24 protein-coding genes and 2 tRNA genes are annotated in these 26,807 nt (G+C 68.6%); 19 read left to right on the forward strand and 7 right to left on the reverse strand.

All coding sequences use genetic code 11. The features are described 5' to 3' along the window. From ACZ6DT_RS19255 to ACZ6DT_RS19305, 11 genes are read left to right on the forward strand one after another with little or no spacing between them, the layout of a single operon-like run. Entirely contained in the window at nucleotides 1-774 is a 774-nt protein-coding gene (locus tag ACZ6DT_RS19255; protein ID WP_465596639.1) for a hypothetical protein, read from the forward strand. A gap of 2 nt (nucleotides 775-776) precedes the next feature. After that, nucleotides 777-1,580 carry an MlaE family ABC transporter permease gene (locus ACZ6DT_RS19260; protein ID WP_465596642.1) on the forward strand — a complete coding sequence of 268 codons (804 nt, stop codon included), beginning with the start codon at nucleotides 777-779 and terminating at the stop codon, nucleotides 1,578-1,580. Between the two features lie 4 nt (nucleotides 1,581-1,584). After that, a complete protein-coding gene (locus tag ACZ6DT_RS19265; RefSeq protein WP_465596645.1) occupies nucleotides 1,585-2,424 on the forward strand; it encodes an MlaE family ABC transporter permease in 840 nt (279 codons plus the stop codon). Beyond that, nucleotides 2,421-3,644: an MCE family protein gene (locus ACZ6DT_RS19270; RefSeq protein ID WP_465596648.1), complete on the forward strand. Its 1,224-nt coding sequence runs from the start codon at nucleotides 2,421-2,423 to the stop codon at nucleotides 3,642-3,644. Before ACZ6DT_RS19265 ends, ACZ6DT_RS19270 begins: the two co-directional genes overlap by 4 nt. Further along, entirely contained in the window at nucleotides 3,641-4,654 is a 1,014-nt protein-coding gene (locus tag ACZ6DT_RS19275; protein ID WP_465596652.1) for an MCE family protein, read from the forward strand. The genes ACZ6DT_RS19270 and ACZ6DT_RS19275 overlap by 4 nt, the downstream gene beginning before the upstream one ends. Then, complete coding sequence (locus ACZ6DT_RS19280; protein WP_465596655.1) at nucleotides 4,651-5,661, forward strand: MCE family protein; 1,011 nt, start codon at nucleotides 4,651-4,653, stop codon at nucleotides 5,659-5,661. The genes ACZ6DT_RS19275 and ACZ6DT_RS19280 overlap by 4 nt, the downstream gene beginning before the upstream one ends. Further along, a complete protein-coding gene (locus tag ACZ6DT_RS19285; protein ID WP_465596658.1) occupies nucleotides 5,661-6,665 on the forward strand; it encodes an MCE family protein in 1,005 nt (334 codons plus the stop codon). The genes ACZ6DT_RS19280 and ACZ6DT_RS19285 overlap by 1 nt, the downstream gene beginning before the upstream one ends. Beyond that, nucleotides 6,662-7,639 carry an MCE family protein gene (locus ACZ6DT_RS19290; RefSeq protein WP_465596661.1) on the forward strand — a complete coding sequence of 326 codons (978 nt, stop codon included), beginning with the start codon at nucleotides 6,662-6,664 and terminating at the stop codon, nucleotides 7,637-7,639. Before ACZ6DT_RS19285 ends, ACZ6DT_RS19290 begins: the two co-directional genes overlap by 4 nt. After that, the gene (locus tag ACZ6DT_RS19295; RefSeq protein WP_465596664.1) at nucleotides 7,639-8,739 is read left to right on the forward strand and encodes an MCE family protein; all 1,101 of its coding nucleotides are present in this window, start codon (nucleotides 7,639-7,641) and stop codon (nucleotides 8,737-8,739) included. The genes ACZ6DT_RS19290 and ACZ6DT_RS19295 overlap by 1 nt, the downstream gene beginning before the upstream one ends. A 5-nt stretch (nucleotides 8,740-8,744) precedes the next feature. Further along, complete coding sequence (locus ACZ6DT_RS19300; protein ID WP_465596667.1) at nucleotides 8,745-9,248, forward strand: hypothetical protein; 504 nt, start codon at nucleotides 8,745-8,747, stop codon at nucleotides 9,246-9,248. An 11-nt stretch (nucleotides 9,249-9,259) separates the two neighbouring features. Continuing rightward, nucleotides 9,260-9,943: a hypothetical protein gene (locus tag ACZ6DT_RS19305; RefSeq protein WP_465596670.1), complete on the forward strand. Its 684-nt coding sequence runs from the start codon at nucleotides 9,260-9,262 to the stop codon at nucleotides 9,941-9,943. A gap of 204 nt (nucleotides 9,944-10,147) precedes the next feature. On the opposite strand, the gene ACZ6DT_RS19310 is transcribed toward ACZ6DT_RS19305, so the two are convergent. The 4 genes from ACZ6DT_RS19310 to ACZ6DT_RS19325 form a co-directional block, all read right to left on the reverse strand. Beyond that, entirely contained in the window at nucleotides 10,148-11,392 is a 1,245-nt protein-coding gene (locus ACZ6DT_RS19310; RefSeq protein WP_465596673.1) for a PucR family transcriptional regulator, read from the reverse strand. Between the two features lie 36 nt (nucleotides 11,393-11,428). Next, nucleotides 11,429-12,619, reverse strand: a complete 1,191-nt coding sequence (locus ACZ6DT_RS19315; protein ID WP_465596675.1) for a PucR-like N-terminal domain-containing protein — start codon at nucleotides 12,617-12,619, stop codon at nucleotides 11,429-11,431. Nucleotides 12,620-12,959: 340 nt separating this feature from the next. Then, nucleotides 12,960-13,949, reverse strand: a complete 990-nt coding sequence (locus ACZ6DT_RS19320) for an alpha/beta fold hydrolase (RefSeq protein ID WP_465596678.1) — start codon at nucleotides 13,947-13,949, stop codon at nucleotides 12,960-12,962. A 341-nt stretch (nucleotides 13,950-14,290) separates the two neighbouring features. Then, a complete protein-coding gene (locus ACZ6DT_RS19325; RefSeq protein WP_465596681.1) occupies nucleotides 14,291-15,511 on the reverse strand; it encodes a PucR family transcriptional regulator in 1,221 nt (406 codons plus the stop codon). A gap of 292 nt (nucleotides 15,512-15,803) precedes the next feature. Between ACZ6DT_RS19325 and ACZ6DT_RS19330 the strand changes: the two genes are divergently transcribed. Further along, nucleotides 15,804-17,000 (forward strand): PucR-like N-terminal domain-containing protein, encoded by a 1,197-nt coding sequence (locus ACZ6DT_RS19330; RefSeq protein WP_465596684.1) that lies wholly within the window; start codon nucleotides 15,804-15,806, stop codon nucleotides 16,998-17,000. On the opposite strand, the gene ACZ6DT_RS19335 is transcribed toward ACZ6DT_RS19330, so the two are convergent. Genes ACZ6DT_RS19335 through ACZ6DT_RS19345 form a run of 3 tightly spaced genes read right to left on the reverse strand, consistent with a single transcriptional unit; the run spans nucleotide 16,940 to nucleotide 19,340 of the window. Continuing rightward, nucleotides 16,940-17,491 (reverse strand): GtrA family protein, encoded by a 552-nt coding sequence (locus tag ACZ6DT_RS19335; RefSeq protein WP_465596686.1) that lies wholly within the window; start codon nucleotides 17,489-17,491, stop codon nucleotides 16,940-16,942. The two genes, ACZ6DT_RS19330 and ACZ6DT_RS19335, sit on opposite strands and share 61 nt — an antisense overlap. 7 nt (nucleotides 17,492-17,498) lie before the next feature. Further along, entirely contained in the window at nucleotides 17,499-18,713 is a 1,215-nt protein-coding gene (locus tag ACZ6DT_RS19340; protein WP_465596689.1) for a lipase family protein, read from the reverse strand. Between the two features lie 54 nt (nucleotides 18,714-18,767). Further along, entirely contained in the window at nucleotides 18,768-19,340 is a 573-nt protein-coding gene (locus tag ACZ6DT_RS19345; protein ID WP_465596692.1) for a hypothetical protein, read from the reverse strand. A gap of 487 nt (nucleotides 19,341-19,827) precedes the next feature. Between ACZ6DT_RS19345 and ACZ6DT_RS19350 the strand changes: the two genes are divergently transcribed. The 7 genes from ACZ6DT_RS19350 (at nucleotide 19,828) to ACZ6DT_RS19380 (ending at nucleotide 26,676) form a co-directional block, all read left to right on the forward strand. Next, the gene (locus tag ACZ6DT_RS19350) at nucleotides 19,828-21,060 is read left to right on the forward strand and encodes a DUF6801 domain-containing protein (protein ID WP_465596695.1); all 1,233 of its coding nucleotides are present in this window, start codon (nucleotides 19,828-19,830) and stop codon (nucleotides 21,058-21,060) included. Between the two features lie 73 nt (nucleotides 21,061-21,133). Beyond that, complete coding sequence (locus tag ACZ6DT_RS19355) at nucleotides 21,134-22,249, forward strand: DUF6801 domain-containing protein (protein ID WP_465596698.1); 1,116 nt, start codon at nucleotides 21,134-21,136, stop codon at nucleotides 22,247-22,249. A 185-nt stretch (nucleotides 22,250-22,434) separates the two neighbouring features. After that, nucleotides 22,435-22,623 (forward strand): hypothetical protein, encoded by a 189-nt coding sequence (locus ACZ6DT_RS19360; protein WP_465596701.1) that lies wholly within the window; start codon nucleotides 22,435-22,437, stop codon nucleotides 22,621-22,623. Between the two features lie 46 nt (nucleotides 22,624-22,669). Continuing rightward, nucleotides 22,670-24,553 (forward strand): serine/threonine-protein kinase, encoded by a 1,884-nt coding sequence (locus ACZ6DT_RS19365; RefSeq protein ID WP_465596704.1) that lies wholly within the window; start codon nucleotides 22,670-22,672, stop codon nucleotides 24,551-24,553. Nucleotides 24,554-24,562: 9 nt separating this feature from the next. Next, nucleotides 24,563-26,404, forward strand: coding sequence for a serine/threonine-protein kinase (locus ACZ6DT_RS19370; protein WP_465596707.1), 1,842 nt, complete (start codon nucleotides 24,563-24,565; stop codon nucleotides 26,402-26,404). A 90-nt stretch (nucleotides 26,405-26,494) separates the two neighbouring features. After that, nucleotides 26,495-26,569: transfer RNA gene (locus ACZ6DT_RS19375), tRNA-Val, on the forward strand. A gap of 35 nt (nucleotides 26,570-26,604) precedes the next feature. Continuing rightward, nucleotides 26,605-26,676 (forward strand) — tRNA-Val (locus ACZ6DT_RS19380). Nucleotides 26,677-26,807 lie beyond the last annotated feature (131 nt).

Below are 26,807 nucleotides of genomic sequence, written 5' to 3' on the forward strand. Positions count from 1 at the left end.
ATGTCAGTGATGACCGGGCGCGTTCCGCGCGCCTTCCTGCTCCCGGTGGTGCTGGGGCTGGGGGCGCTTTCCTTGGCTTCCGCCTCCGCCGAACCCGCGCGGATCCAGCAGGTCGAACCCGAGAAGCCGCCCGCCGCCGCCCAAGCCGGGTTGAAGTTCGGCTTCTACGTCGGCGACGAAAAGCAGCCGACCACGAGCCGCGTCGCGAAACTCGGCTCGGACATCACGTTCCCGCAAGGCGCGTTCGACGGCTCGATCCTCGGTTTCACCGGCAGGGTGCCGATCACCGGCAAGCTCGCCATCCCGCCGACGTCGAGCTATTTCGTGTCGTTCCGTTTCATGCCGGCCACCGGCGACGTCGAACTCATCCCGGACGGCGACGCCACCGGGACCGTCCTCGTGAAGACCGGCGCCAACGGCGATTGCAAAGCGGTCGGCACCAACATCTGCGCGGACACCGACGTCACGAACAAGGTGTTCATCAAACTCTCGAACGTCAAAGTGGACGGCAAGGTCCTCGACGTCGGGCCGAACTGCCGGACCGCGCAGCCGGCGGTGGTGAACATCAAAGCCCTGGTGCCTCTCGCGTTCCCCGCCTCGCCGGTGAAGGTCACCAGCTCCTTCGCGACGCCCGGGTTCATCGGGTGCGGCATGCGCGAAGACCTCAGCCCGTTGCTCACCGGCCTGGTTTCCGGCCCCGGCAACACCCTGGTCACCCACCTCATGCTGCGGTGCGTCGGCTCGGGCCCGCCCCCCAACGGATGCGGAGCCTGACGATGTCCAATCCCGTCACCTTTCTCGCCCGCGCGCCGGAGAAGGCCGCCGCGGGGCTGCGCGAATTCGGCCGCATGTGCGCCATGGGGATCGACGTCGTCCTTGCGATGTTCCGCCGCCCGGTGCAGGTTCGCGAGTTCATCCAGCAGTTCTGGTTCATCGCGAGTGTGTCGATCACGCCGGCGATCCTCGTGTCGATCCCGTTCGGCGCGGTGATCTCGCTGCAACTCGGTTCGCTCACGAGTCAGATCGGCGCGCAGCAGTTCAACGGCGCCGCGAGTGTCCTCGCCGTGGTGCAGCAGGCCAGCCCGATCGTGACCACGCTGATCATCGCGGGCGCGGGTGGTTCGGCGATCTGCGCGGATCTGGGCGCCCGCTCCATCCGCGAGGAGATCGACGCGATGGAGGTGCTCGGGGTCTCGCCGATCCACCGGCTGATCGTGCCCCGTGTGCAGGCGGCCATCGGCGTTTCGGTGCTGCTGAACGGTTTGGTCAGCGTCGTCGGCGTGCTCGGCGGGTACTTCTTCAACGTCATCGTGCAGGGCGGCACCCCGGGCGCGTACCTCGCGAGCTTCAACGCGCTGGCGCAGCTGCCCGACCTCGTGGTCAGCTCGATCAAGGCGTTCATCTTCGGGTTCCTCGCCGGCGTCGTCGCGGCCTACCGGGGGCTGAACCCCAGGGGCGGCCCCAAAGGCGTCGGTGACGTCGTCAACCAGTCGGTGGTGATCACGTTCCTGCTCCTGTTCTTCGTCAACACCATCCTGACCGCGCTGTACCTGCAGCTCGTCCCGGCGAAGGGAACCTGATCCCGTGACCAGCGTCCCCGAACGGGCCAAGGAAGCGTTCAAACGCCCCGGCAACAGTCTCTTCGAGCTGGGCGACCAGCTGCTGTTCTACATCCGCGCGCTCGCGGCGATCCCGATGGCCGTCACCCGCTACTTCCGCGAAGTGGTGCGTCTGCTCGCCGAGGTGACCTTCGGCAGCGGGGCGCTGGCGGTGATCGGCGGCACCGTCGGCGTGATGGTCGGTCTGTGCGTGTTCACCGGGATCACGGTGGGACTGCAGGGTTTCAGCGCACTGAACCAGATCAACATCTCCGCGATGACCGGCTTCCTCACCGCGTACTTCAACACGCGCGAGATCGCGCCGCTCTCGGCGGGGCTCGCGTTGTCCGCGACGGTCGGCGCCGGTTTCACCGCGCAGCTGGGCGCCATGCGGATCTCCGAAGAGATCGACGCGCTCGAAGTGATGGCCGTGCGCAGCATGCCGTACCTGGTCACCACCCGGATCGTGGCCGGGTTCATCGCGATCATCCCGCTCTACGTGATCGGCCTGCTGATCTCGTACCTCGGTTCGCGGGTGACCACGGTCGTCTTCTTCGGACAGTCCGGCGGTACCTACGACCACTACTTCTCCTTGTTCTTGCCGCCTGAAGACGTGCTGTGGTCTTTCGTCAAGGTGCTGGTGTTCGCCGTCGGCGTCATCCTCACGCACTGCTTCTACGGTTATCGTGCCGCGGGCGGCCCGGCGGGCGTCGGGGTCGCGGTCGGCCGCGCGGTGCGGACGTCGATCGTGCTGATCAGCGTGCTCGACCTGTTCCTCAGCCTGGCGATCTGGGGCGCCACCACGACGGTGAAGGTCTCCGGATGAGCGCGCGGACACGGACGCAGGCGGCGGGGGTGATCTTCCTCGTCATCCTGGTGCTGCTCGGCTGGCTGTCCGTCGCGATCTTCAACAAGGACTTCGACCGCGCGGAACTGGTCACCCTCAAGACCGACCGGGTCGGCAACCAGCTCGCCCCGCCCGCCGAGGTCAAGGTCCGAGGGGTTCCGTTCGGCGAGGTCAGGGCGGTCCGGGGCAGTGCGGACGGCGCGGAGATCGACCTCGCCATCGACCCGGCGAAGATCGAGCAGCTGCCGCGCAACGTCTCGGCCCGGCTGCTGCCGAAGACGGTCTTCGGTGAGCGTTACGTCAATCTCGTGCTTCCGGAGCGGCCGGAAGGGGGCTCGCTGCGGGACGGCGACGTCATCGGGCAGGACCGGTCGTCCAACGCGATCGAGCTGGAACGCGTCCTGGGCGATCTGCTGCCGCTGCTGCGAGCGGTGCAGCCGCAGAAGCTGAACAGTTCACTCGGCGCGATCTCGCTCGCGCTGGACAATCGTGGGAAATCCCTGGGGGACAGCATCGTCCAGCTCAACGACCTCCTCGGCCAGGTGAACCCGCTGATGCCGCAGTTCAAGGCCGACATCAGTGGCCTCGCCGACGTGGCGGACCTGTACACGGGGGCGGCGCCGGACATCCTCAAGGCCCTGTCGGATCTCTCGACGACGGCGAAGACCATTGTGGACACTCGCGCGGACCTCGACAAGCTGTACGCCAGTGTCACCACCGCGAGCGGCGACATGAACAAGTTCCTGGTGCAGAACAAGGACAACATCATCGGCGTCAGCGTGAAGAGCAGGCCCACCCTGGAACTGCTTTCCCGCTATTCGCCCCAGTTCCCCTGCCTGTTCGACGCGGTGAACCGGCTCAAGCCGGTGATGGAGAAGGCCTTGGGCAAGGGCACCGGCGAGCCTGGGCTGCACGTGACGCTGTCCGTCCAAGACCCGCGTGACAAGTATGTGCCCGGCCGGGACGATCCGCGGTTCGACCAGAAGGGCGGCCCGCGGTGCTACGGCGGCGGCGGGACTTCGGCGGCGGTGGCGTTCGCCGCCGATGGGGACCTCGGCCCGGCCAATTCGAAGGGGGAGCGGGGGCTGGTCGCCGAGATGCTGGCGCCGTCGCTCGGGATGAAGCCGGCCGAGGTCCCGGACTGGAGCAGCGTGCTCGTGGGCCCGGCCTTGCGTGGTACGGAGGTGACCGTCCGATGAGGGGTATCGCGGGGCCGGCGATCAAAGGCCTGGTCTTCTTCGTGATCACCGTGGTGGCGACCGGGATCCTGGCCATCACCATCGCCAACTCCGGGGTCGGCACGACGGTCGGCTACACCGCCAGGTTCACCGACGCCACGTCGGTCAACCCCGGCGACGAGGTCCGCATGTCCGGTGTCCGTATCGGCCAGGTGGATTCGGTCGGGGTGGTCGAGCGGCGGCTGGCGGACGTGCGATTCTCGATCGAGAACAAGCGACGGCTCACGTCGGGAGCCACGGTCACCATCAGGTACCGCAACCTGGTCGGCCAGCGGTATCTCTCGATCGATCCCGGCCCGGACGGACCGGCGGCACTGGACGAGGGCGCGTTGATCCCACCGGAGCGGACGCGTCCGGCACTGGATCTCACCGCGTTGTTCAACGGGTTCAAACCGCTGTTCCAGGCGCTGTCGCCGAACGACGTCAACCAGCTGTCGTTCGAGATCGTCCAGGTACTGCAGGGCGAGGGGAGCACCGTCGACAGCCTGCTCGAACACACCGCGTCGCTCACGAGCACCTTGGCGGGCAAGGACGAGGTGATCGGCCAGGTGGTCGGGAACCTCAACACGGTGCTCGACACGCTGAACTCGCAAGGCGATCAGTTCGACAAACTCGTCGACGTCACCGCGCAGCTGGTCTCGGGGCTCGCCGGTGACGCGAAACCCATCGGGCAGGCGATCGGCGGGCTCGGCGAGCTCACCACCGCCACCGCGGACCTGCTCCAGGACGGCCGCGCGCCGTTGAAAGCCAGCATCGACACCCTCGGGGACCTGTCGAAGAACCTCGCCGACAACACCCCGGTGTTCGAGCAGTTCCTGGCTAATCTGCCGAAGAAACTGGACCGGATCGGCGCGATGGTCTCGTACGGCTCGTGGTTCAACTTCTACCTGTGTTCGGTCAAATCGGACGCGCCACCCGCGCCGGGCGGCCCGCCGGTCGGTATCCCGTCGACCCAGGGACGGTGCCGGTGAAAGCGCCGAGGATCAAACCCTTCCGCAGCCGCAACCCGATCGTCGTCGGCACCGTCACGGCGGTGCTGATGGCCGCGGCGGGCTCGGCCGTCTTCTTCTCCGACGACCTCCCGCTGATCGGCGGGGGCACCACGTACGCGGCCGAGTTCACCGAAGCCGCCGGGCTCAAACGCAACGACGAGGTCCGGGTCGCCGGGGTGAAGGTCGGCGAGGTGTCCGACGTCCTGCTGGACGGCGGACGCGTCAAGGTCCTGTTCCGGGTCAAGGACACCTGGATCGGCAACCGCACCACCGCCGCGATCAAGATCAAGACGTTGCTGGGCCAGAAGAACCTGGTCCTCGACCCGGTCGGCAACGGGGATCTCGATCCGGACGAGCCGATCCCGGTGCAGCGCACCAGTTCGCCCTACGACGTCACCACGGTGTTCAACGACCTCGCGAACACGGTCGGCGCGATCGACACCGATCAGCTGGCGAAGGCGTTCGGGACGATGTCGGAAACGCTCGGCGCGTCCACGCCTCAGGAGGTCCGGACGGCCTTCGACGGCATCACCGCGTTGTCCAAGACACTCGCGTCGCGCGACGAGGAGCTGGTGAAGCTGTTCCAGAACACGAACAAGGTGTCGCAGACCCTCGGCGAGCGGTCGCAGCAGATCGAGGCGCTGATCCGCGACGGCAACACGCTGCTCACGGAGCTGAACGCGCGCAAGGACGCCATCGCGAAACTGTTCAGCGGCGTGAAGAACCTGTCGGTGCAGCTCAAAGGGCTGGTGGCGGACAACCGGAAAACGCTCGGCCCCGCGCTGGACCAGCTCGATCGCGTGGCCACCGTGCTGCAGCGCAACCAGGACAAACTCAGCGAAAGCCTGCGGCTGGCCGGCCCCTTCTACCGATTGCTCGGCAACGCGGTCGGCAACGGCCGCTGGATCGACACCTACATCTGCGGGCTCGTCCCGACCGGTGGCACGCCGGGCAGCTGCATGCCGTCAAGGAACGGGGGACGCTGATGGGGCGCCACTTCACGTTGGCCGATCTCGGCGGACAGGCCCGGCGACGGTCCTGGGTGCGGCGGCTCGCGCTCGCCGTCGTCGCCGGACTGCTCGTCACGGCGGCTTGGCCGCTCTTGACCCGGCAGGCCGACCGCGTCGTGACCGGGTTCTTCACCGCGACCGTCGGGGTGTACCCGAACACCGAGGTGCGCGTGCTCGGGGTCCCGATCGGTTCGGTGACCAAGGTCGAGCCGCGGGGCACGAACGTCGAGGTGACCATGACGGTCCGGCCGGACGTCAAACTGCCCGCCGACGTCGGCGCCGTCGTGATCACGCCGAGCCTGGTCGCCGATCGGTACGTGCAGCTCACCCCGGTGTACGTGGACGGGCCGGAACTGGGCGGCGACGCCCGGATCCCGCCTGAGCGCACCGTGACCCCGGTCGAGGTCGACGAACTCCTGGGCAGCCTCAACCAGCTGATGACCGCGCTGGGGCCGAAGGGCGCCAACAAGGACGGCGCGGTCAGCGACGTCCTGACCAAGGCCGCGGCCTACCTCGACGGCAACGGCGGCAAACTCGGCGAAGCGATCAAGAACCTCGGCGAATTCGCCCGTACGGCGAGCGATTCGAAGGACGACTTGTTCAACTCCGTCGACAACATCAGCAAGTTCACCGCGATGCTCGCTTCGAACGACGGCCAGGTGAAACAGGCGATCCAGCAGATCGCCTCGATCAGCGAGATCCTGGCCGATCAGCGGGACCAGTTCTCCGGCGCGATGACCGAACTCACCGAGGCGCTCGGCGTGGTGCAGGGCTTCATCAAGGACAACCGGGGAAAGGTGAAGTCCGATGTGGACAAACTCGCCGAAGTCACCAAGGTGCTCAGTCAGCAGAAGGCCTCGCTGAGCGAGGCGCTCGACGCGGCGCCGAACGCGCTGGCGAACGTCCTCGGCGCGTACAACCAAGGCGCGGGAACACTGGACGGCCGAGGGAACATCACCGAATTCTCGGGGGCGAAATGAAAACCCGGCTCGCCGCGGTCCTGATCCTCGTGCTGGCCGCCACCGGTTGCGGCGGCGGCGTCGACGTCTACGACATCCCGCTTCCGGGCGGCGCCGCACTGGGCGAGCGGCCGATCCACGTCACGGCCAGTTTCAGCAATGTGCTGGATCTGGTGCCGCAGTCCGGGGTCAAGGTCAACGACGTCCCGGTCGGCCAGGTGCGGACCGTCGAACTGGCGCCGGACGGCCGCAGCGCGGTGGTCGGGCTGCTGCTCAACGGGGACGTGAACCTGCCGGCCAACGCCGTCGCGCGGCTTCGGCAGGCGAGCATCCTCGGCGAGAAGTTCGTCGAGCTCGCGCCGCCGGACGACGGGACCCCGAGCGGGCGGCTGGCCGACGGCGCGGTGATCCCGCTGGCGCGTTCGTCGCTGACCCCGGAGATCGAGGAGGTCTTCGGCGCGCTTTCCCTGCTGCTCAATGGTGGAGGCGTCGCGCAGGTGCAGAACATCACCCGCGAACTCAACGACGCGCTCGGTGGCAAGGAAAGCGCGGCTCGTAGCCTCTTGGCCAATTTGGACACCTTCGTGCGCGGGCTCGACGAACACAAGGCCGAGATCACCCGCGCCATCGAAAGTGTCAACAAACTCGCGGTGACACTGAACGCGAACACCGAGGAGATCAAGGCGACCTTGAACGGGCTCACCCCCGGGATCGAGGTGCTGAACCAGCAGCGCCAGGCGCTGGTCGGGATGCTGAAGTCGCTGGACGGGCTCACTTCGGTCGCGGTCGACACGGTGAACCGCAGCAAGGACGACCTCGTCGCGGACCTTAAGGCACTCGAACCGCTGCTGCGGAAGCTGGCCGACTCGGGGGACAAGCTACCGAAGGCGATGGAGATGATCTTCACCTTCCCGTTCCCCGACGCCGCGCTCGAAGCCATCCGCGGTGACTACCTGAACACGTTCCTGACCTTCAAGAACAGTGGTGGCCGCTGATGCTGACCAGATTCGTCCGCGCGCAGCTGGTGGTCTTCGTGGTCATCGCGGTCGTCGGTGTCGCGTATGTGGGCGCGACGTACGCGGGGCTGGACAAATTCGTGCTCGACCGCGGGTACACCGTCAAGGTGCGGCTCGCCACCGGCGGCGGCATCTTCGGCAACGCCGAGGTCACCTATCGGGGCGTGCCGATCGGCCGGGTCGGCGAACTGCGGCTGACCGCCTCCGGGATGGAGGTGGATCTCGAAATCGAGCCGGGCGCCCCGGAAGTGCCCGCGGACACCGAAGCCGTCGTCGCCAACCGGTCCGCCGTCGGCGAGCAGTACGTCGATCTGAGACCGCGGCGTGGCGACGGCGCCATGCTGCGGGACGGTTCGGTGATCAGCGAGGCGGATACGAAGATCCCGCTCCCGGTGGACGTCGTGCTGTCCAGTGTGGACTCTTTCGCCAACTCGGTGCCGAAACCGGCCCTGCGGACCGTGGTCGACGAGCTGTACAACGCCACGTCCGACGCGGGCCCCGCGCTGGACCAGCTCGTCGGGCGCGGGATCGAGTTCGTGCGGGAAGCCAGCGCGCACGTGGGGCCGCTGACCAAATTGGTGACCGACGCGCAAACCGTGCTCGACACGCAGATGTCGCAGGCGGACGCGATCCGCTCGTTCGGTGCCAACGCGAAACTGCTCGCCGCGACGCTGAAGAGCTCCGATGGCGACCTGCGCCGGCTGATCCCGGCCGTCCCGGCGGCCGCGAACGAGGTCAGCGCCCTCCTGCGGGAGACCGGACCGAGCCTCGGCATCCTGCTGGCGAACCTGCTGACCACCGCGGACGTCCTGGAAACGCGACAGGACGGCCTCGAGCAACTGCTGGTCACCGCACCGAAAGCGGTCGCCGCGGGGCACGCGATCATGGGGCCGGACGGCGCGCACGTCGGCCTCTCGCTGACGTTCTTCGATCCGCCGCCGTGCGTCACCGGTTACGGAACCGGCTACCGCGACGGACTCGACACGTCACCGCGCCCGTTGAACACCGCGGCGCGCTGTGCCCTGCCCAAGGGCAACCCGACGAACGTGCGCGGTTCGCAGAACGTGCCGGGAAGGTGAAGGCCATGACTCGAATCGCCGCGCTCCTCGCAGCCGTCGCCACCGCGCTGGCGGCCTGGTTCGGCTACTCCTGGTGGGACGCGAGCCGGGATGACGGCGTCGCGCGGGCCACGGTCCGCGAGGAGGCGTTGCAGGTGGGCAGGCAGGCGGTCACCGCACTGACCACTTTGGACTACCGGCAGGCGGAGCAGGGCTACCAGAACTGGCTGAACCTCTCCGGCGGTGCGTTGCACGAAGAGCTGGCGCGAGACCGGGAAGGCGGGCTCGGCCGGATCGGCCAGGCGAAGACCGTCACCACCGGCCGGGTCGTCGACGCGGCGGTGACCGAAGTGGACAGTGGCGGCGGCACCGCCGAGGTGATCGCCTCGGTCGAACTCGAAGTCCGGCCCGAGGGCGGGGAAGCCGTCACCAAGCACAACCGGTTCCGCGCCGGCCTGAACCGCACGCCGGACGGGTGGCGCGTCACGTCGCTCGGCCAGGTGCCGGTGACCGACACCGGAAAGCCCTGACGGAGGACGGAATGACCACGAAACGAGCCGTCAAACCGGCACGGCGCACCGTGAAGGTGGCCGGGAAAATGGGCGGGAGCACCCGGGTTCTCGAAGCTCGTCTCGAGGAATCCGAGATCGAGCCCGCCGAGGAGGTCCTGGAGACCGACTCCGTCGATTCGGCCGCCGAGCCTGCCGACGAGGTTGTCGAGCCCGTGCGACGTCGCCGTCTCCCGCTGGTGTTCGGCGCGGTCGCGCTGGTGATGGGGGGCCTCGCGGGGTGGTTCGCCATCGAGGCGCGGGACACCACGGCGGTACTGGCGCACAACACCGCGCTGACCGACGTCGCCACCACCGCGGCGGTCAGCGACCAGATCGGCAAGGCGCTCGGCATCGTGTTCTCCTACCGCTACGACGACCCCGCCACGAGTGAACAAGCCGCGAAAGAGGTCCTCACCGGACCCGCGCTTGGGCAGTACGACCAGCTGTTCGCGCAGGTCAGGGGACTGGCGGCGGAGCAGAAACTGGTCGTGACCTCGACTCCGGTGGTCTCGGGGGTCAAGGTCCTCGACGGGGACCGGGCGTCGTTGCTGGTGTTCCTTGACCAGACCGGTGTGCGCGGGGACGGACAGCGCAGTACGGGTTCGGCTCAGCTGAGCGTCACCGCCGAGCGTTCCGAGGGGAAGTGGCGGGTGACCGCTCTGGCCGCCGCCTGACATCAGCGGTCGCCCGGTCCGTGAAGGCCTCCTTGAGGGACTCTGGGTCCCTCAAGGAGGCCTTCACGGACTTTCGCGGTCAGGGCTGTGGCAAGGGGGCCTCAAGTGGGTCGTGAGTGGCGATTCGGGTTCTAACCCGAATCGCCATTCACGACCCACGCGACCCACCACCCTCCAGGAACCGGCCCCGCAGCGCGCGGAGCCTCACGAAGGGGCCGCCCGCAGGGCCAGGATCATCTCGAATCGCCGCTCAGGGTCCCGCAGCCCGTCCGCGAACAGCGCCTCGAGCTCCTGAGCGCGGGACCGCACCGTCTGCGGGTGCACCGCGAGCCGTTCCGCCACTTCGCGGACGTTCCCGCAGGTCTCCAGCCACGCCAGTAGCGTCCCCGCCAGCCGCGAATGCTGCTTGCCGGTCAACCCGGTCAGCGGCCCGAGCCGTTCCCGGACCAGCTCCGCGGCCAGGAACGGTTCCTTGAGCAGCCACAGGCGCGAAAGATGGTCGACGCACCACGTAACGGGTTCGTCGGCGAGCGCGCCGGAGTCGACGAGCCGCAGGGCTTCTCGCGCGGCTCGCAAGGAACGCGCCGCGAAGGTGGGTGGGACGGCGGGGCCGATCGCGGCGCGCCGTCCCGTTAGCGCTTCGGCGAATCGCTCCCGGTCATCCGGTTCTGGAGCGGGAAGCAGGAGGCAGGGAGAGGTGCTCTCGAAGTCGGCCAGCGCGGTCGACGCGATCGCCGGAGTCTCGTCCGGCGACTGGTCGAGCGCGACGGCGACGAGCAGGTCGGGGAGTTGCCACCGGGCGAGGTCGGCGGCGTGGTTGATGACGTCGGGTGGCGACGGCGGTTCGGCGAGCAGGAGTTCCATCAGCCGGTGCCGCCGTCGCTCGAGTGCGCCGGCGGCCTTCTCTCGCGCCTCCGCGTGGCCCTCGACCGACAGAGCCGACAGCTCGTCGATGTAGGCGAAGATGGCTTCCGCGAGCAGGCACAGCGTCGCGGAAGGCACCCCCGCGCGGCGGCCCGCCTCGGCGACGCGGCGCCAGGTCACCCTGGCGCCGACGCGATACGCCGCCTGGAGGACGTCGACGTTGCGGCCCTGCTGGAACTCCTGGACACCCAGGCTCAAGAACACGCTCCGGCGGTCTTCCGACGGCGCTTCCGGGTTCCCGATCCGTTCCACGAACTGCAGGAACGCCATCTGGACGCCGGTCTTGAGCGCCTTCCCGAAAGCCCCGTCCAGTGGTCGCGCGTAGTCGGGGATGGTCCGCTGGATCTCGCGGACCACCTCCCCGGCCACGTCGGCAAGCACCGGCCGGAACACGGTCGCCAGCTCTCTCGGCAGCAGCGCCCAGAGCTGGACGGGGCGCCCGCTCGGCCCGCCCGGCCGAGCGGGCGTGAGGAGCGGACCGTACGTCGCCTCGACCCCGCTGCGGGCATCCTGCGGTCGGGTCACCTCGTCACCTCGTTGTGAGTGGGAAACGCTGATCTGTCAGTCCTCCGCGAGCAAAGCCTCCGCGCGCAGGGCGATCTCCATGTCGAGCCGGTCGTCGGCGTTGTTCAACCGGTCGCCGAAGAGATCGATGAGCTGGTGCATGCGATACCGGACGGTCTGTGGGTGGACCTTGAGTTTCTTCGCGATCTCCGGAGCGCTGCCCCGGGACTGGAGCCAGATCAGCAACGTCTCCCCGAGCCGCGTCCGCTGTTTGGGGGTGAGGTCGTCGAACGGGGCGAGACTGCGCGTGCACAGCTCACGGACCAGGAACTCGTCGGCGAGCAGCCACAGGGTGGACAGGTGATCGCTGTACCGCGTGACCTGGTTGTCCGGCAGGATCCCACGCTGGACCAGCCGCAGCGTGCGGCGGGCCCACATCAGGGAGCGCGGCGCTTCGGTGAGCCGCACGGCAGGGCCGATCACCGCTCGCCAGCCGGGGAGCCGTTCGGCGAGGTCCTTCAGATGCTTTTCGGGGTCGCCGGTGACCAGACAGGGCTTGGGACCTTCGAAGTCGACGAGGACGTCGGCGTCCAGGTCGGCGCTGTCGGGGTCCTGGGGGCCGGGCCCTCGCTCCAGCGCGACGACCGTGATCTCGGTGGGCAGCGCCCACTGGGCGTTGGCGGCGTGGGACGCGATCGACTGCGGTGAGGACGGCGGATCGGAGAGCATCAGTTCGAGCAGCCTTCGCCTGCGTCTCGCCCTGGTGCCCGCGGCCCGTTCCTGCGCGGCCGTGTAGCCCTCGATCGACAGTGCGGAAATCTCGTCCACGTAGGCGAAAATCGCTTCGGCCGCGGTGCACAGGAGATCGGCGTCCGCTCCGATCCCCTGCCCGAATTCCGAAACGTGCCGCCAGGCGACGCGACCGCCGACGCGGTAGGCCGTCTGAAGGCAATCGAGGCTGCGACCTTCGTTGAACTCGACCTTGCCGAGGTTGCGGAACACCGCCGACCACTTGTCGAGCGCCGTCGTCCCCTGACCGATGGTATCGAGGCAGTGCAGGATCGCCTGTCGGATACCCTGCGTGATGATCTGTCCGAACGCGCCTTCCAGTGGCTGCGCGTACTCGGGGACGGCTCGTTGCACCTCCTGAAGGATGGCTCGTGCCAAGGGGTCGGCCCGCGGCCGGAACCGCTCGCCCAGGTCTCTGGGCAGTGACGCCCACAGTCCATTCGCACCGGTGCTGCGCACAGGTCGGTTCTCCACTGGGGTTCTCGGTGCCGGCGTGAAGGCGCGCGGTCGCTGGACCGGACCCGGTGGCTGGCGGTGCGGGGTGGCGGGGTGACGCACGTCGGGGTCTGGCCGTGCGGTCCGCAGATCGTGCCGCGAGAACCCGGTATCCAAGTCGGTCATGTTTTTTATCCTTGCTGGCAACAAAATCAGCCTCTTCAACGGTGAAGCCGATCCAGATTTTGTGGCCCACGCAACATAAAATCCGGCCGAGAGGACTGTCAACGGCTGGCGGGACCTTGATCGGCCACCTGGATGGACTACACCCGAACGGGTGGTCCATTCCGGCGGTGAGTGACATTTAGGCGGGCCTGAGATGGCGTCCGGATGACAACTTTTCCGGGGCGTTTTCGAGCTCCTCCGCCGCCTCGCTGGCGCGGATGAGCACCTCGACGACCTCGTCCAGGGTCAACCGGGCGGGCGCGGTCTCGGCGAGGAAGCGTTCGAGCTCGCCGCCGAACCGGGCCGGGTCGGCCACATGTGGAAAGTGTTTCGCATTTTCGAACACCGTCAAGCGGCTGTCCGGCAGCAATTCGGCCGTCATGCGGCCGTGAGCGGCCGGAATGAGCGGGTCGTGCGCGCCCCAGACGACGAGCGTGGGCACTTCGCGGGCGAGGTAGAGCTTGTCGATCGCGCTCGCGCGCTGACCGCGGAGGTCGATCAGGCTGCGCGCGATGAACAGGAACGCCCGCCGCCTGCCCGGGTCGGCCAGTGACGCAAGGTGACGTGTCAGCTCGCGGGTCTCGGGGGAGAGCTTCCCGCCGAGCGAGCGGCAGGCCGCGGCGAGCCCGCGCGCGATCGCGACGGTGACCGGGTTGACCGCGAGGGTGAGGGTCGCGTTGGCCCCCGGCAGCGCCGTCGCGCGCAGCACCGGGGTCACCTGCGGGCCGAGTCCGGCGCTGCCCACGAGCACCAGCCGGGCGCACATCTCCGGGAACTGGTAGGCGAACTGCATCGCGATCCCGCCGCCGAGGGAATGCCCGACGATGGTCGCGTGCCGGTTCCGGGTGAGGGCGAGGACGTCACGGACCACACTGGCCATCGCGCCGAGGCCGTAATCGGCGCGAGGGGCGGCCGAATCACCGTGGCCGGGGAGGTCGGGGACGAGGACACGGCGCCCGAACCCCGTCCGCTCGAAATGGTCGAGCAACGGCACCCAGGTCTCACCGCTACCCGAGATCCCGTGCAGCAGCACGAGCGCTTCGCCCGCGACGTCCTGTGTGGACGGAAGGTATTCCCGCAGCCGGACTTCCCGCCCGTGCAGAGTCAGTGTGCGCGCTTCGAGAGCCATGTCCCGCCTTTCCGTTGTCAGGCGTCAAAATAACGTGAAGAACGCCCGGTCCGTCAGCGTGTCGCGGGACACGTCCGGCATTTGCGACCGGGGTGACAAGAATGCCGGGGCGGACCCCGAGGTGGATGCCAAAACCGAGACGGCAGGCCAATAGCGCATCGACATTCTCCCACTGTCCCGGTATTCAGGAAAGCGTCGGTGAACACCCGTCACCACGGGGAGAAAAGCGATGGCCTGCCGGGCGGACTTCCACGTCGATCAGCCGAGGGCGAAGCGCGCCCGCCGCGGCCTCCGCTGGGTGCTCCCCACCGTGCCGCCACCGGAACGGCGGGTCCGGCGCGTCAGTTCCCTGGCGTCCCTTCGTCGTGGCGGTGGGCGCGCATAAGCCGCTGCGCGCGCAGCGCCAGTTGCATGTTCAGCCGGTCGTCGGCGTCCCTGAGCCGGTCGCCGAACAGTTCCTCCAGTTGCCGGAGACGGTTCCGCACGGTCTGCGGGTGCACGCCGAGCCGTTGCGCGATCTCCGGTGCCCCGCCGCGGGCTTCCAGCCAGGCCAGCAGGGTTTCGCTGAGCCGCTCCTGCTGTTTCTCGCTCAGCGCGGTGAACGGGTCGAGGCTCTGTTTGGCCAGTTCGGCGCCGAGGAAGTCCTCGGCGAGCAACCACAGCGTGGCGAGGTGATCCCGGCACCAGATGACCGGGCCGGGCGCGTCTTCGCTGTTCAGCAGCAGGGCGCGGCGCGCGGTGCGGAGGGCGGCCGGGGCATCGGAGAGCGGAACGACGGGGGACACCGCCGCGCGCCAGCCGTCCAGCGCGTCCTTCAGTGGAGCGAGGTCGGTGTCGGGGTCCGCGGTGAGCAGGTACGGCTCGGCGGTGTCGATGTCGGCCAGCACGGTGTCGTCCAGCAGGTGGACCGGGAACGCGGGCGCGCCCGGAGCGCGCTGGAGCGCGACCATGGCGGCCGTCCCCGGAACCCGCCAGCCGGCGCCGTCGGCCAGGCTGGCGATGCTGCACGCGGACCCCTCCGGCGCCTGTGCGATCAGTTCGAGCAGACGGCGGCGCCGGAGCGGGATCGCGCCCGCCGCCTGGGCCTCCGCCTCCTGGTAGCCCTCGATCGTCGTGGCGCACAGTTCGTCTACGTAGACGAAGACGGACTCGGCCGCGAGCGCGATCACATCGAGACCGACACCGAGCCCTCGCACGATGGGCCGCATCGCCCGCCAAGCCGCTCGTGCGCCGACCGTCGCGCTGTCGTGCAAGGGTTCCAGGCTCCGGCCCTCGGTGAACTCGATCCGCCCGCGCATGCGGTAGAAATCGATCCAGCGGTCGTGGAGGACGTCCGGATCGCCGATGCAGTCGACGTAATGCCGTACCGCCCGATCGCACGAGACGACCAGCACGCGGCCGAAGACGCCGCGCAGCGGCTGCGAATACGCGGCGACGGACCGCTGCACCTGTTTGACCATGGCCGCCGCGGCGTGCCCGGTATACGGACGCAGTTCTTCGCCGAGCGAACGCGGCAACGTCGCCAGCATGTCGAAACCGCGGTACTGGACCACCGAGACCACCTTTGATTTTCCTCGAACCGGGGGACGGGAAACATGAATCCCTTTGCACAACCGCGTCGGATCGACGGGAACGGGTGCCGCAGTGTTTCTACTGGACCGGCCGACGGCGTGTACCGCGAATGTGACGTTGAATTGGCAACGAAAAGTCGCCGATGCGGCGGCTTTTGACACGGATGTGGCGACGGTTCTACGCTCCGTGCATTCGAGTGCGCCGGTGGCGCGCGGACGAAAGGGAATTGGTGCCCGGAATCGTCGGCCTACTTCACCTACTTCACAGCGGGGGATCGCACACGTGAGCTGGCAGCCCGTCGGTGCGTTGTGGGCACGCCTGCCGAGGGAACTCGGTGACGCCGTCCGCCCGGGGATCCCGGCGATCGCCCGGCACTGCGTCGAAGGCGTGGTGTCCGAGATAGCTGAATGCGCCGAAGTGTTCAGTGACAGCGAGGCCCGCGCCGCGGCCGTCGAGCTGACCAGGCGCGGTATCGAACGCGCCATAGACCGGATCGGTGTTCCCGAACTGCTGCAGAACGACCTGCTGGCGGATTTCCGCGCGCAGGGCCGGATCGCCTTCCATCAAGGACTCAGCCGGGAGGCCGCGCAGGCGGCGTTCAGGGTCTCGAGCCGGGTGCTGTGGCGTTCGATCGCCGCGGCAGGCCGACGGCTCCAGCTGCCGGGCGACGTTCTCTACGGCGCGGCGGAGTGCCTTTTCGGCGATGTCGTCGAAGTGACGATGGCGCTGACCGACGGGTACAACGCCGCCCGAGCCGAGGCGACGGGTCCGGCGGAGCAGCGGGCGCGGTTGTTCCGGCTGCTGACCGGTGGCGCCGGGTACGCCCAGGCCGACGCCGGCGCGCTCGCCGTCGCCATCGGCTGGCGGATCCCGGACCGGATCACCGCGGTCGTGTTCACCGCGGCGCCCGGCGCGCCCGCGTTCCCCTCCGGTCTGTTGCCCTCGGCGATTCCCGCGGATCTCATGTCCGACGCGCCCGGGGCGCTCGTCGCCTGTCCCGAAGCCGACCTCGGCGGCCTGCGGGAACTTCCTTCCGGCTGGTCGGCGACGGTCGGGGTGTCCGTCCCGACGCCGCAGGCCGCCGAGTCGTTCCGGATCGCGCGCCGCGCGTCCGAACTGGCCCAGCGGGGGATGATCACCGCGGTCGGGCCGGTGCTGTGGTGCGAGGAGCACCTCACCACACTGCTGCTGCTCGCCGACGAGTTCCTGCTCGACAGATTGGCGGTCGAGGTGCTGGAGCCGTTGTCGGGGCTGGCGCCGCGCCAGCACGACGAGCTGTCGGCGACCCTGCTCACGCAGGTGCAGACGCGGGGGAGCGCGCCGGAGATCGCCCGGCAGCTCGCCGTGCACCCGCAGACGGTGCGGGCACGGCTGCGGCGGCTCACGGACTTGTTCGGCGAACGGCTGGAAGATCCGGATCAGCGGCTGCGGATCGAGCTGGCGCTGCGCGCCGAACGGCTGCGCCCCGCCGAAGCCTGACGGGCGTCGGCGACGGGGAACACCCAGCGACGGTAGCCATACCAGCGGAACGCCGAACCCGCCGCGGTGCCGAGCAACATCCCGCTGACGAAGTCGGCGATCTCTTGTACGAGGAAGCTGACTTCGGGGACCTCGAGCCGCAGTACGTAGCGCGAGATCAGCGGAGGGCACAGGTTGACCGTCACGGCGATGGCGTTGACCGCGAAGAACAACGCGACCTCGGGAAACCGGCGCCTGCCGCCCCGGGTGTGGAACGACCAGCGCCGGGAAAGCAGGTAAGCGAAGGCCGTCGCCATGACGGTGGCGATGGCCAGCGCCGTGACCGGTTTTTCTTGCAGGACGGTGAGTTTCAGCCCGTAGTTGACACCGAGCGTGAGACCGAACGCGGCGAGGCCGACGGTGGCGAACCGGAGCAGCTCACGCCGCTTCCCGGTCCGCGCACCGCCGGTCGCCACGCCGTCCACAAAGGACGAAGGCGCGGTTCTGAGCACCGCAGGCTCAGCAGTTCGACGTCGCCGGGGCGCCCGCGACCCGGTCCTTGAGGAAGGCGAGCACGTCGGCGTTGCCGGTGTAGACCGCCGTGATGTGGTCGGTGTCGAAGGTCTTCCAGGTCATCTTGACGCCGGCGGTGCAGTAGGTCTTGCGCAACGCGTCGGCCTGGGCGAACTGCACGAGCTCGTCCTTGGTGGCGTGGTAGAGGAGCACCGGGACCCGGGGAGGCGTGCCGCCGAGCTTGTTCTCGTTGAGCCGCTTCACCCATTCCGGCCGCACGTAGCCGGCACTGGTCGTGTAGTCGGCGATCTTCTGGTTCGCGTAGGTGGTGAGCAGTTCGAACGTGCAAGCGCTCTTCTGCATCTCCGCCAGCTTCACGCGACCGTTGTCACTGAGGAACGAGTCCAGCTTCAGCTCGGGATAGGCGTTGTCCAGGCCGATCAGGGCGTAGGCGAAGACACCGAAGCCGAACTTCCCGTCGAGCTGCAGGGTGACCTGCACGAGGTCGGCGGGCACGCCACCGGCGGCGACGCCGACGAGGTTCATCTCCGGCGCGTAGGCCGGTTGCAGTTCACCTGCCCAGGCCGCCGCCCCGCCGCCCTGCGAGTACCCGCGGAAGAGCACCTTGGCGTCGGTGGACAATTTCGCCTCCGGCAGGCGTTGCGCGGCCCGGACCGCGTCGATCACCGCCGGACCCTCCGAACGCCCGACCACATACGTCGTCTTCGGATCCTGGCGATAACCCTCGTAGTCGGTGAGCGCGACGGCGTACCCGGCGTCGAGTGCGTCGTCGAGACCCGACTGCTCGTAGAACGCTCCGATGTCGATCATCTTCGACGGCGTGCAGTCGAACGCCGGACCGTGTGTACCGGCGGCGAACGAGACGATCGGCGCCTTCGCCGGATCGACGTTCTTCGGCACCAGCACGGTCCCGGTCACCGCGTCCGGCCGCCCGAGAGCGTCCGTCGACAGGTACATGACCTGCCACGCGTTGACCGAATCCTTACGCGGACCGGCTTTCGAGATCCGCGAGCGGATGATGTCACCCGGCTTGCCCGCCGGCAGCGGGGACGGCGGGGTGTAGAACGAGTCGTCGGACGCCGCCTCGACGGCGGAGCTCGCCGGGCTCCCGCTCAGCACGGTCAGGAGACCGGCGGACAGGACGATCGCCAGCACGGCGGCGAGCATCCGGCGGGACGGGCGGGGGAACGGGGTCGGCACGGCCGGGCCTCCAGGGCGGGTGGGCTGGTTGAGAGTGCGGGAGAGTGGCCTCACTCAGGCGTTGCCGCCGTAGACCTGACGGCAGGTCGTGGACTCGGCGAACGCGAGATCCAGTTCCGGGTTGGCGCGGAGGTGCTTGATCGGGCCTTCGGGCTCGCTCAATCCGCTCATCGTGCCGTCGGCGTCGGCGACCACCTTCTGCAGGCTCGCCTGGTCGGTGACCTTCGCGTCCTGCATCTTCGCCAGGGTGGCGGACACCTTCGACTTGGTCTCGTCGAGCGTGGTGGTGGCCTTGTCCACAGCGGACTGTCCGTCCGGGACCGGTGGCACCCCGGCGTTGCGGATCCCGCCCGCCATGTCGTCGAGCGCCACGGTGAGCGAGTTCAGGAAGCCCACCATGGCGGTCTTCGCACCCTGAGGGTTGTTGGGGTCGAACGCGGGCGGTTGGGTCAGCTTCGCCGAGCCCGTCGCGACTCCGGAGCACACCTTGTCCACCCAGGCGAGGGCGGCGGGGTCGGCGTGCCTGCCGGTGCCGGCGGGCTCGTCGGACCCGCAGGCGCTCAGCAGGACCGCCGCGGCGGTCACGGAGACGGTGGCGAACGCGATTCGCGCTGCCGTGCGGCGCATTCTTTTCATGATTTCCCCGTCGAATTCGGCGAAAGAGGGCCGGCCGTGGCACGAGGAGCGGGATTCCGCGGTGGTCGGCGGTGACCGGCTTGCTGAAAAGCGAGGTTACTCACGAAAGATTCCGGCAGGCAAGGCGGACGGCGGCCGAGAAAGGATGATTGGCACGCGCGAGATAGTTTCCCGCCGCGCGATTGTCACTCTCGTCAGCGGTTCCTCGGACGGCGTGATGCGGCTCTGTGCTGGGAAAACCCATGTGCTGTTACTAGGAACCGGCCGGAGGTACCGTGTCAGCGTGACAATTTACCGGCGACGCGTCAACTTTTCCCGGGAACCACTTGATAGCAGTACTCCCGCGTCGTTAGTTTACTGTTTGGTTGCGATCCGTCAGACATCGTCGCTACCCGGAGAATTCTCTCGGGCCGATATTAATTGCTCTGGGGAATTGTACGCCGTTTCGTATCATCGTTGATACCACGGAAGGACGATTGTGAGTCACCGTAGAGGAACCAAGAAGGCGGTCGCCGCCGCCGCTGCCGGCGCCGTAGGGCTTGCCACCGCGGTACTCGTGGTCGGGGCACAGTCCAGTGTCGCCGATCCGATCTCGCTGCCCCTCAACTACCACTGCGACCTGCCGCTCGTGGGGTCACAGTCGCTGAAGGTGGTGATCAACACCGATCTCCCGCTGTCGGTCAAGACCGGTCAGCCGACCGGCACGTTCGACATCAAGGCCGTCTCCACGATCAACGCGGACACGGTCAGCGGGCTCAACCTGATCGGTGCGACCACGCTCGAAGGACAGGCCATCGCGGCGGCGACCGTGGCGGCACCGGGGCTCAACCTCCCGGTCAACGTTCCGAACGACATCGCCAAGCAGAACATCCCCACCTCGGGCGAGATGACGGTCAACGCGGCGGGCAAGACGCCTTCGCTGACCTTCAACCAGCCCGGCGAAGCGAAGATCACCGTGGGCGACCTGCGGTTGAAGGTCACCCCGCGCAAGGCCGACGGTTCGGTCACCGGCATCACGCCGGACGGCACGATCGACGCGCCGTGCACGCAGGATCCGGGCCAGAACAACACGCTGGCCACGATCAAGATCGGTGACGGCGGTGGCGGCACGACCACGCCCACCACCCCGACCACGCCCACCACCCCCACCACCCCCACGACGCCGACCACGCCGACGACCCCGACCACCACCACGCCCGGTGGCGGCGGGATCAAGTATGCGTTCAACATCAAGGGACAGACCGCGCTGAAGTCGCTCGGCAGCACGGCGGCCATCAACGGTGGCTTCGACGCGGACGTGAACCTCGCGTCGAAGACGTTCACCGGTGACCTGAAGCTCGAGCCGACGTCGACCCAGTTCAAGCTGTTCGGGTTCGTCGACGGACGTTCTGAGGTCAAGGTCGAGCAGGTCGGCAAGCAGTCCGGTGAGCTCGTCGGCACCGGGTTCAAGGCGAACATCAAGTTCAACGTGTTCCTGCCGAGCGTGCAGATCTTCGGGATCCCTCTCAGCAGCGACCCGAAGTGCGGCACGGTCAGCCCGTCCACCAGCGAGATGACCACCGGTCCGGACTTCGACCTGCTCAAGGGCGGGAAGCTCACCGGTACCTACTCGCTGTCGGCCCTGCAGAACTGCGGTTCGTTCAACGACATGATCAGCATGTTCGCCAAGAGCGACGGCAACACGCTCGATCTGAACCTCACCAAGAAGTAAGTCAGGCAGCCGGTCCCCGTCGCGTTCCGTGACGGGGACCGGTGCCGTGTCCGTGCCGTCCAGGAAGGCGACCATGCCCCTTCGCATCAACGTCCGGATGCTCCTCGCGGCAGGCCTCATCGTCCTGCTCACCGTCGGCAGCCTGCTGTTCGTCGCCGTCCGGAGCGCCGCGGCGGGCACCCCCGTCGACAAGAAACTGTCGTTCACCTGCCCGTTCCCGCTGATCGGGCTGCAGAAGCTCGATGTGAACATCAAGGCCGACTTCGAGGTCCCGACGGCGCCCGGCGGCACGCTCACCACCTCCGGGCTGACCATCACCGTGACCGTGCCGGACAAGGCCGCGCGCGGGCTGAACCTCGTCGGCGCCGCCACCATCGAGGGCACCGCCGCGGCGGGCGTGACGCTGGTCAACGGTGACGCGAACCCGCTCCCGGTACGCCTCCCGCTAAACGTCGCGAAGACCGACCTCCCGCCGTCCGGCGCCTTCAGCACGGTGGCGACGGGTTCCGTGCCCACGATCACGCTGGCGAAACCGGGCAAGACCACTTTGACCATCGGGGATTTCACCACCCGCCTCACCCCGAAGAAGGCCGACGGCTCGTTCACCGGGATCGGTTCGTTCACCTCGGACTGCGCGCTCGACCCCGGCCAGGACCCGGTCCTGCTCTCATTCGAACTCGCCGACAAGCCCACAGGGCATCGGTACACGGTCGCCGGGAAGACCGGCCTCAAAGCACTCGGTGCCGCCGCGCCGCTGACCGGCTCGTTCGACCTGAACCCCACCGCGGCCACGGTGTTCAGCGGCGGTCCCGTGTTCGACAAGGCGCACGTCGACTTCCGGCTGTTCGGCTTCCTGCCGGGCTCGGCCGATCTGGAGTTCGTCGCCGACGGACCGCAGGGCGGCGATCTCGCCGGGACCGGTTTCGTCGCACGGCCCCGGTTCACCACCGTCCTCCCGCTCGTCACGCTCGTCGGCATGCCGGTCAGCAGCGGACCGGGCTGCCGGACGTCGACCCCGTCGACGGCGGAATTGCGCACCGGTGACGGCTTCACCATGGCGGCGGGCGGCAAGCTCACCGGCACCTATTCGCTGGCACCGCTGACCGGCTGCGGCGCGTTCACCTCCTACGTGAGCACGCTCGTCCAGGGCGACGGCAACACCTTCGACCTCACGCTGACCCCGCGCTAGACCCCGCGCTTGCGCCCGTGTGAAGTACATGAAGGACCCCTTCCTGTACCTAGGCGCAAGGAAGGGGTCCTTCATGTACTCGGGAAGGTGTGAAGGTCGAGTTTCTTCGGCTGAGCCGCGGGAAGGGGTCCTTCACGCGCTGGCGCCCCGAAACACTCACGACCACCCCGATCCGGCGGTTACGCGTGACTGAGCGGACGACACGCGAAAGCGCCATCCGCGGGAACCTGGTCTGGGCGTTCGGCTACAACGTCGCGGCGATCCTGCTGGGCCCGCTGATCGCCGGGGTCGCGATGTCGCTGTCGTCCGTGCTCGCCGTGTCCAACAGCCTCCGGCTCAAGGACTTCGGCCGCGCGGACCGACGCGCTGCGTGACACTTCCGGGTGGTTTTGTACCATCGCCCCGGACAAGGGGGCCGTCGTGAAGCCGTTGAACACCGGCGAACCCACCGGCGTGGGGCGCTATCGGGTGTTCGCCGCGCTCGGTGAGGGCGGGATGGGCCGGGTGCTGCTCGGGATCTCCTCCGACGGGCGCCTGGTCGCGATCAAGCAGGTCCACCCGGGTTTCGCGCACGACCCCGGCTTCCGCGAGCGGTTCCGCCGGGAGGTCGAAACCTCGCGCCTGGTGTCCGGCGCGTACACCGCCCCGGTCATGGACGCCGACCCGCACGCGCCGACACCGTGGCTGGCCTCGGTGTTCGTCCCGGGACCGGCCCTGTCCGAGGCGGTCTCCGCGGGTGGGCCGCTGCCGCCGATGGCGGTCCGGCATCTCGCCGCGGGGCTCGCGCTGGCGCTGGGCGACATCCACCGCGCCGGGCTGATCCACCGGGACCTGAAGCCGAGCAACGTCATCCTCGCCGGTGACGGGCCCCGGGTGATCGACTTCGGGATCGCCCGTGCCGTCGAAGGCGACTCCGAACTCACGCACACCGGCGCTGTCATCGGTTCGCCCGGGTTCATGTCGCCCGAACAGGCCGAAGGCAAGTCGCTGACCGCGGCGAGCGACATGTTCTCGTTCGGCGCGTTGCTGGTGATGGCCGCCACCGGGACGAGTCCTTTCACCGGGACGTCCACGCCGCACACTCTGTACAACGTGGTGCACGTGCAGCCCGATCTGCGGTATCTGGCGCCGGAGCTGCGGCAGATCGTCGAGCCGTGCCTAGCCAAGAATCCGGCGGACCGGCCGTCCCCGGCCTGGGTGCTGGAGCGGCTCGGCCCGATCCCGCCGGTGACCAGCCCGTGGCCGCCGGTGGTGTCGCATCTCATCGAGACACAACAGGCCGAGGTCCGGCGGCTGCTGAACCCGCCGCCGCCGAAGCGATCCCGGCGCGGCCTGTACGCGGGACTGGCCGCGGCCGCCGTGGTGCTGCTGGCCGGCGGCACCGTCGCGGCGGTCTCGCTGTCCGGGGAAGACCAGCCTCCGGCCGCCATCGCGCCGAGTTCGTCCCCGCAGCCGGACGAACCGGTCGCCACGCCGGTCAACCAGGATCCGCTCGGCCCGGACAACCTGCGCCGGGTCGACCTGTGCAAGGTGCTCGCGGGCCGGGACGTGCCAGGGTTCGGCAAGCTGAGCACGGAGATGGACATCCATTTCGACTCGTGCACGTACTCCTCGCCCACGGGCAAATGGCTGGAGCTGGGGGTCGGCGGCGACCTGGTCGAAGGCGTGGCGGGCGGTGAGCTGGAAGGGCTTCCGTTGCGCATCAAGGGATCCGACGATTCGTGCGCGGTCGCCGTCCCGGTCGGCGGCCTGCCGAACACCAAACTCAGCGTCGATGTCAACTCGATGTCCACAAAGGACGAGGCGTGTTCGGTGGTGAAGGCCGCGCTCACCGACGCGGTCAAGCGGATCCGCGCCGGCGGCCACGAGCGCGTGCTTCCGGCGGGCACACTGGCTCCGCTGGACCCGTGCGCGCTGCTCGGCCCCGTGACCACGGACCGGCTGATCGGCCCGGTCGTCGAAACGATCCGTGAACATCTGCACCAATGCCGGTACGACGCGGCGGGCAGTGTCCGGATGAGCTTCGTGCGGGCGTACCCGCCGGTGCAAGCGAAGGACTCGTACTACACGGAGACCGCCACCCTGGATCTCGGCGGTGCCAAGGTGTACCTGGCGAAGAAGGACGACGGCGTCGCCCGGTCCAGCTGCTCGCTGACCTGGCAGCACCGGTCCGTCAGTGACCGCGACGGGGAGAACGTCGAGCTGACCGTCGGGACCAGCGGTACCAAGATGACCGCCGACGAAGCCTGCGAGAAGGCGAAGGGCTTCGCCGGGGCGCTGTTGCCGAAACTTCCGAAACCCTAGGGCCGACCAGTGAAACCGTTGAACCCCGGGGAACCCCGGCAGATCGGCCCGTACCGGATCATCGCCGAGATCGGCGAAGGCGGTATGGGACGCGTCGTGCTCGGCCTGGCCCCGGACGGCAGGCTCGTCGCGGTCAAGCAACTGCACACCCAGTTCGCGCACGATCCACGTTTCCGCGAACGGTTCCGGCGCGAGGTCGCCACGTCGCGGCTGGTCTCCGGCGCCTACACCGCCGCCGTCATGGACGCCGACGCGGAAGCGGAAACCCCATGGCTCGCCTCGGTGTTCGTCACCGGTCCCTCGTTGAAAGAGGCCGTGGACGCCGCCGGGCCGTTGCCCGCCGAGTCGGTCCGGCTGCTGGCGTCCGGGCTCGCCGCGGCGTTGACGGAAATCCACCGTGCCGGGCTGATCCACCGGGATCTCAAGCCCAGCAACATCATCCTGACGAGTGACGGACCCAGGGTGATCGACTTCGGCATCGCACGGGTGGCGCAGGACGCGCAGGAGCTCACCGGGACGGGCGCGATCATCGGGTCGCCCGCCTTCATGTCACCGGAACAGGCGGGCAGCGGGCAGGTCACCGGCGCGAGCGACGTGTTCTCCCTCGGCGCGATCCTGATCATGGCGGCGACCGGACGCGGCCCGTTCACCGGTCCGACCGCACCCCAGACGCTGTATAACGTCGTTCACGGCGCGGCGGATTTCAGTGAGATTCCGGACGAGATCCGGCGGCTCGCCGAACCCTGCCTGGCCAAGGACCCGGCGCGGCGGCCGACGCCGGAACAGATCCTGGACTTCCTCGGCCCGGTCCCGCCCGGCGCGGCGCCCTGGCCGCCCGCGGTGCACGACCGGATCCAGCGGCAGGACGCCGAAGTGCGCTCAGTGCTGGCTCTGCCGTTGCCGATCTGGCGGCCACCGCCGAAGAAGATGGCAGCGAAGACGAAGAAGATCCTGTTCGGCGCGCTTGCCGCGGTCGTCCTGCTCCTGATGTCGGCGATGGTCGCGCTCGGCCTCACCATCGCCGACTACGCCAAGCCGGATAACCCCGGCACGACTTCGCTGTCCGCGACCGACGCGCTCGGCCCGGAACGCCTGCGCCTGGTGGATCCGTGCAAGGTGCTCGCCGGCCGGTTCGTGCAGGAGTTCGGCACCCTGAAACCGGATACGGACCTGTACTACCCGGCTCGCTGCAAGTACACCGGTCTCAGAGGTGTCACCTTCGAATTGCGGCTCGGCGAGGGCGTGACCGCCAGCAGCCTCGAACGGACCGATCGCACCGCCGAAGGAGTTCCGTTGCTGCGCAGCACGATCAGCGGCGGCTGCGATTCGGTCGCGCAGCTGCCGACGGACCGGCGGCTCGGTGTCGTCGTCTCCCGTTCGGGCCGGGACGGCGATCCCTGCAAGGCCGCCGACGACATGCTCACCGCTACCCTCACCCGGCTGCGCACCCACGAGGTCGACCGTGACGGCGATCCGGCGAGCATCCTTCCGCTCGACCCGTGTACGGCAGCCGATCCGACGGTGCTCGGCAAGAACATGGCAGGCGCGCGGGCGACTCCGCGGACGTTGCGGAGCTGCGAATGGGAGGGCGGCGGGGACACGCTGGCCGTCGAGTTCCACCGGGGTTCGTACGCGCCCGAAGGTACGCCGGTGGACCTCGGCAACGGAGTCACCGGCGGCATTCGGGAGTTCGGCGGCTCGAACTGCGCCGTGACCTGGCGGCACCGTCCACTGCCGGACCGCGAGGCCGAACACGTCGCCGTCCGGCTGCTCGCGCGCGAGGGCGGAAGCCCCTGCGATCGGGCGAAGGAGATCGCGGTCTCTGTCGCCTCGAAGCTGCCGAAACCCTGAGCCGACCGGGTGCTGATCGACAAGGGGAACCCCTGTGCGAACCCGGAAACGGGTCCGCTAAACTAGCTTCAGTACGAACAACTTCATCACGCGCGTTTAGCTCAGCGGGAGAGCGCTTCCCTGACACGGAAGAGGTCACTGGTTCAATCCCAGTATCGCGCACCAGGTTCACTTCCCCGGTGAACCGGAGTTCGTACCGCGGGCGATTAGCTCAGGGGGAGAGCGCTTCGTTCACACCGAAGAGGTCACTGGTTCGATCCCAGTATCGCCCACCGCGGTGAAGGCCCCATCCGGTTCGGGTGGGGCCTTTTGCGTTGCGCGGCCGCGGCGGTCGTGGGGGGGGGGGGGTTTTTTTTTTTGCCCCCAGCCACCCCCCCCCCCCCCCCCCCCCCCCCCCCCCCCC

The organism is Amycolatopsis sp. NPDC041971, assembly GCF_055588925.1.

Excerpts from the sequence above, each read along its gene's own strand:
- ACZ6DT_RS19255 (WP_465596639.1), top strand. The coding sequence starts at position 1 with ATGTCAGTGATGACCGGGCGCGTTCCGCGCGCCTTCCTGCTCCCGGTG.
- ACZ6DT_RS19260 (WP_465596642.1), top strand. The coding sequence starts at position 777 with ATGTCCAATCCCGTCACCTTTCTCGCCCGCGCGCCGGAGAAGGCCGCC.
- ACZ6DT_RS19270 (WP_465596648.1), top strand. The coding sequence starts at position 2,421 with ATGAGCGCGCGGACACGGACGCAGGCGGCGGGGGTGATCTTCCTCGTC.
- ACZ6DT_RS19275 (WP_465596652.1), top strand. The coding sequence starts at position 3,641 with ATGAGGGGTATCGCGGGGCCGGCGATCAAAGGCCTGGTCTTCTTCGTG.
- ACZ6DT_RS19285 (WP_465596658.1), top strand. The coding sequence starts at position 5,661 with ATGGGGCGCCACTTCACGTTGGCCGATCTCGGCGGACAGGCCCGGCGA.
- ACZ6DT_RS19290 (WP_465596661.1), top strand. The coding sequence starts at position 6,662 with ATGAAAACCCGGCTCGCCGCGGTCCTGATCCTCGTGCTGGCCGCCACC.
- ACZ6DT_RS19295 (WP_465596664.1), top strand. The coding sequence starts at position 7,639 with ATGCTGACCAGATTCGTCCGCGCGCAGCTGGTGGTCTTCGTGGTCATC.
- ACZ6DT_RS19300 (WP_465596667.1), top strand. The coding sequence starts at position 8,745 with ATGACTCGAATCGCCGCGCTCCTCGCAGCCGTCGCCACCGCGCTGGCG.
- ACZ6DT_RS19305 (WP_465596670.1), top strand. The coding sequence starts at position 9,260 with ATGACCACGAAACGAGCCGTCAAACCGGCACGGCGCACCGTGAAGGTG.
- ACZ6DT_RS19320 (WP_465596678.1), bottom strand. The coding sequence starts at position 13,949 with ATGGCTCTCGAAGCGCGCACACTGACTCTGCACGGGCGGGAAGTCCGG.
- ACZ6DT_RS19345 (WP_465596692.1), bottom strand. The coding sequence starts at position 19,340 with ATGCGCCGCACGGCAGCGCGAATCGCGTTCGCCACCGTCTCCGTGACC.
- ACZ6DT_RS19355 (WP_465596698.1), top strand. The coding sequence starts at position 21,134 with ATGCCCCTTCGCATCAACGTCCGGATGCTCCTCGCGGCAGGCCTCATC.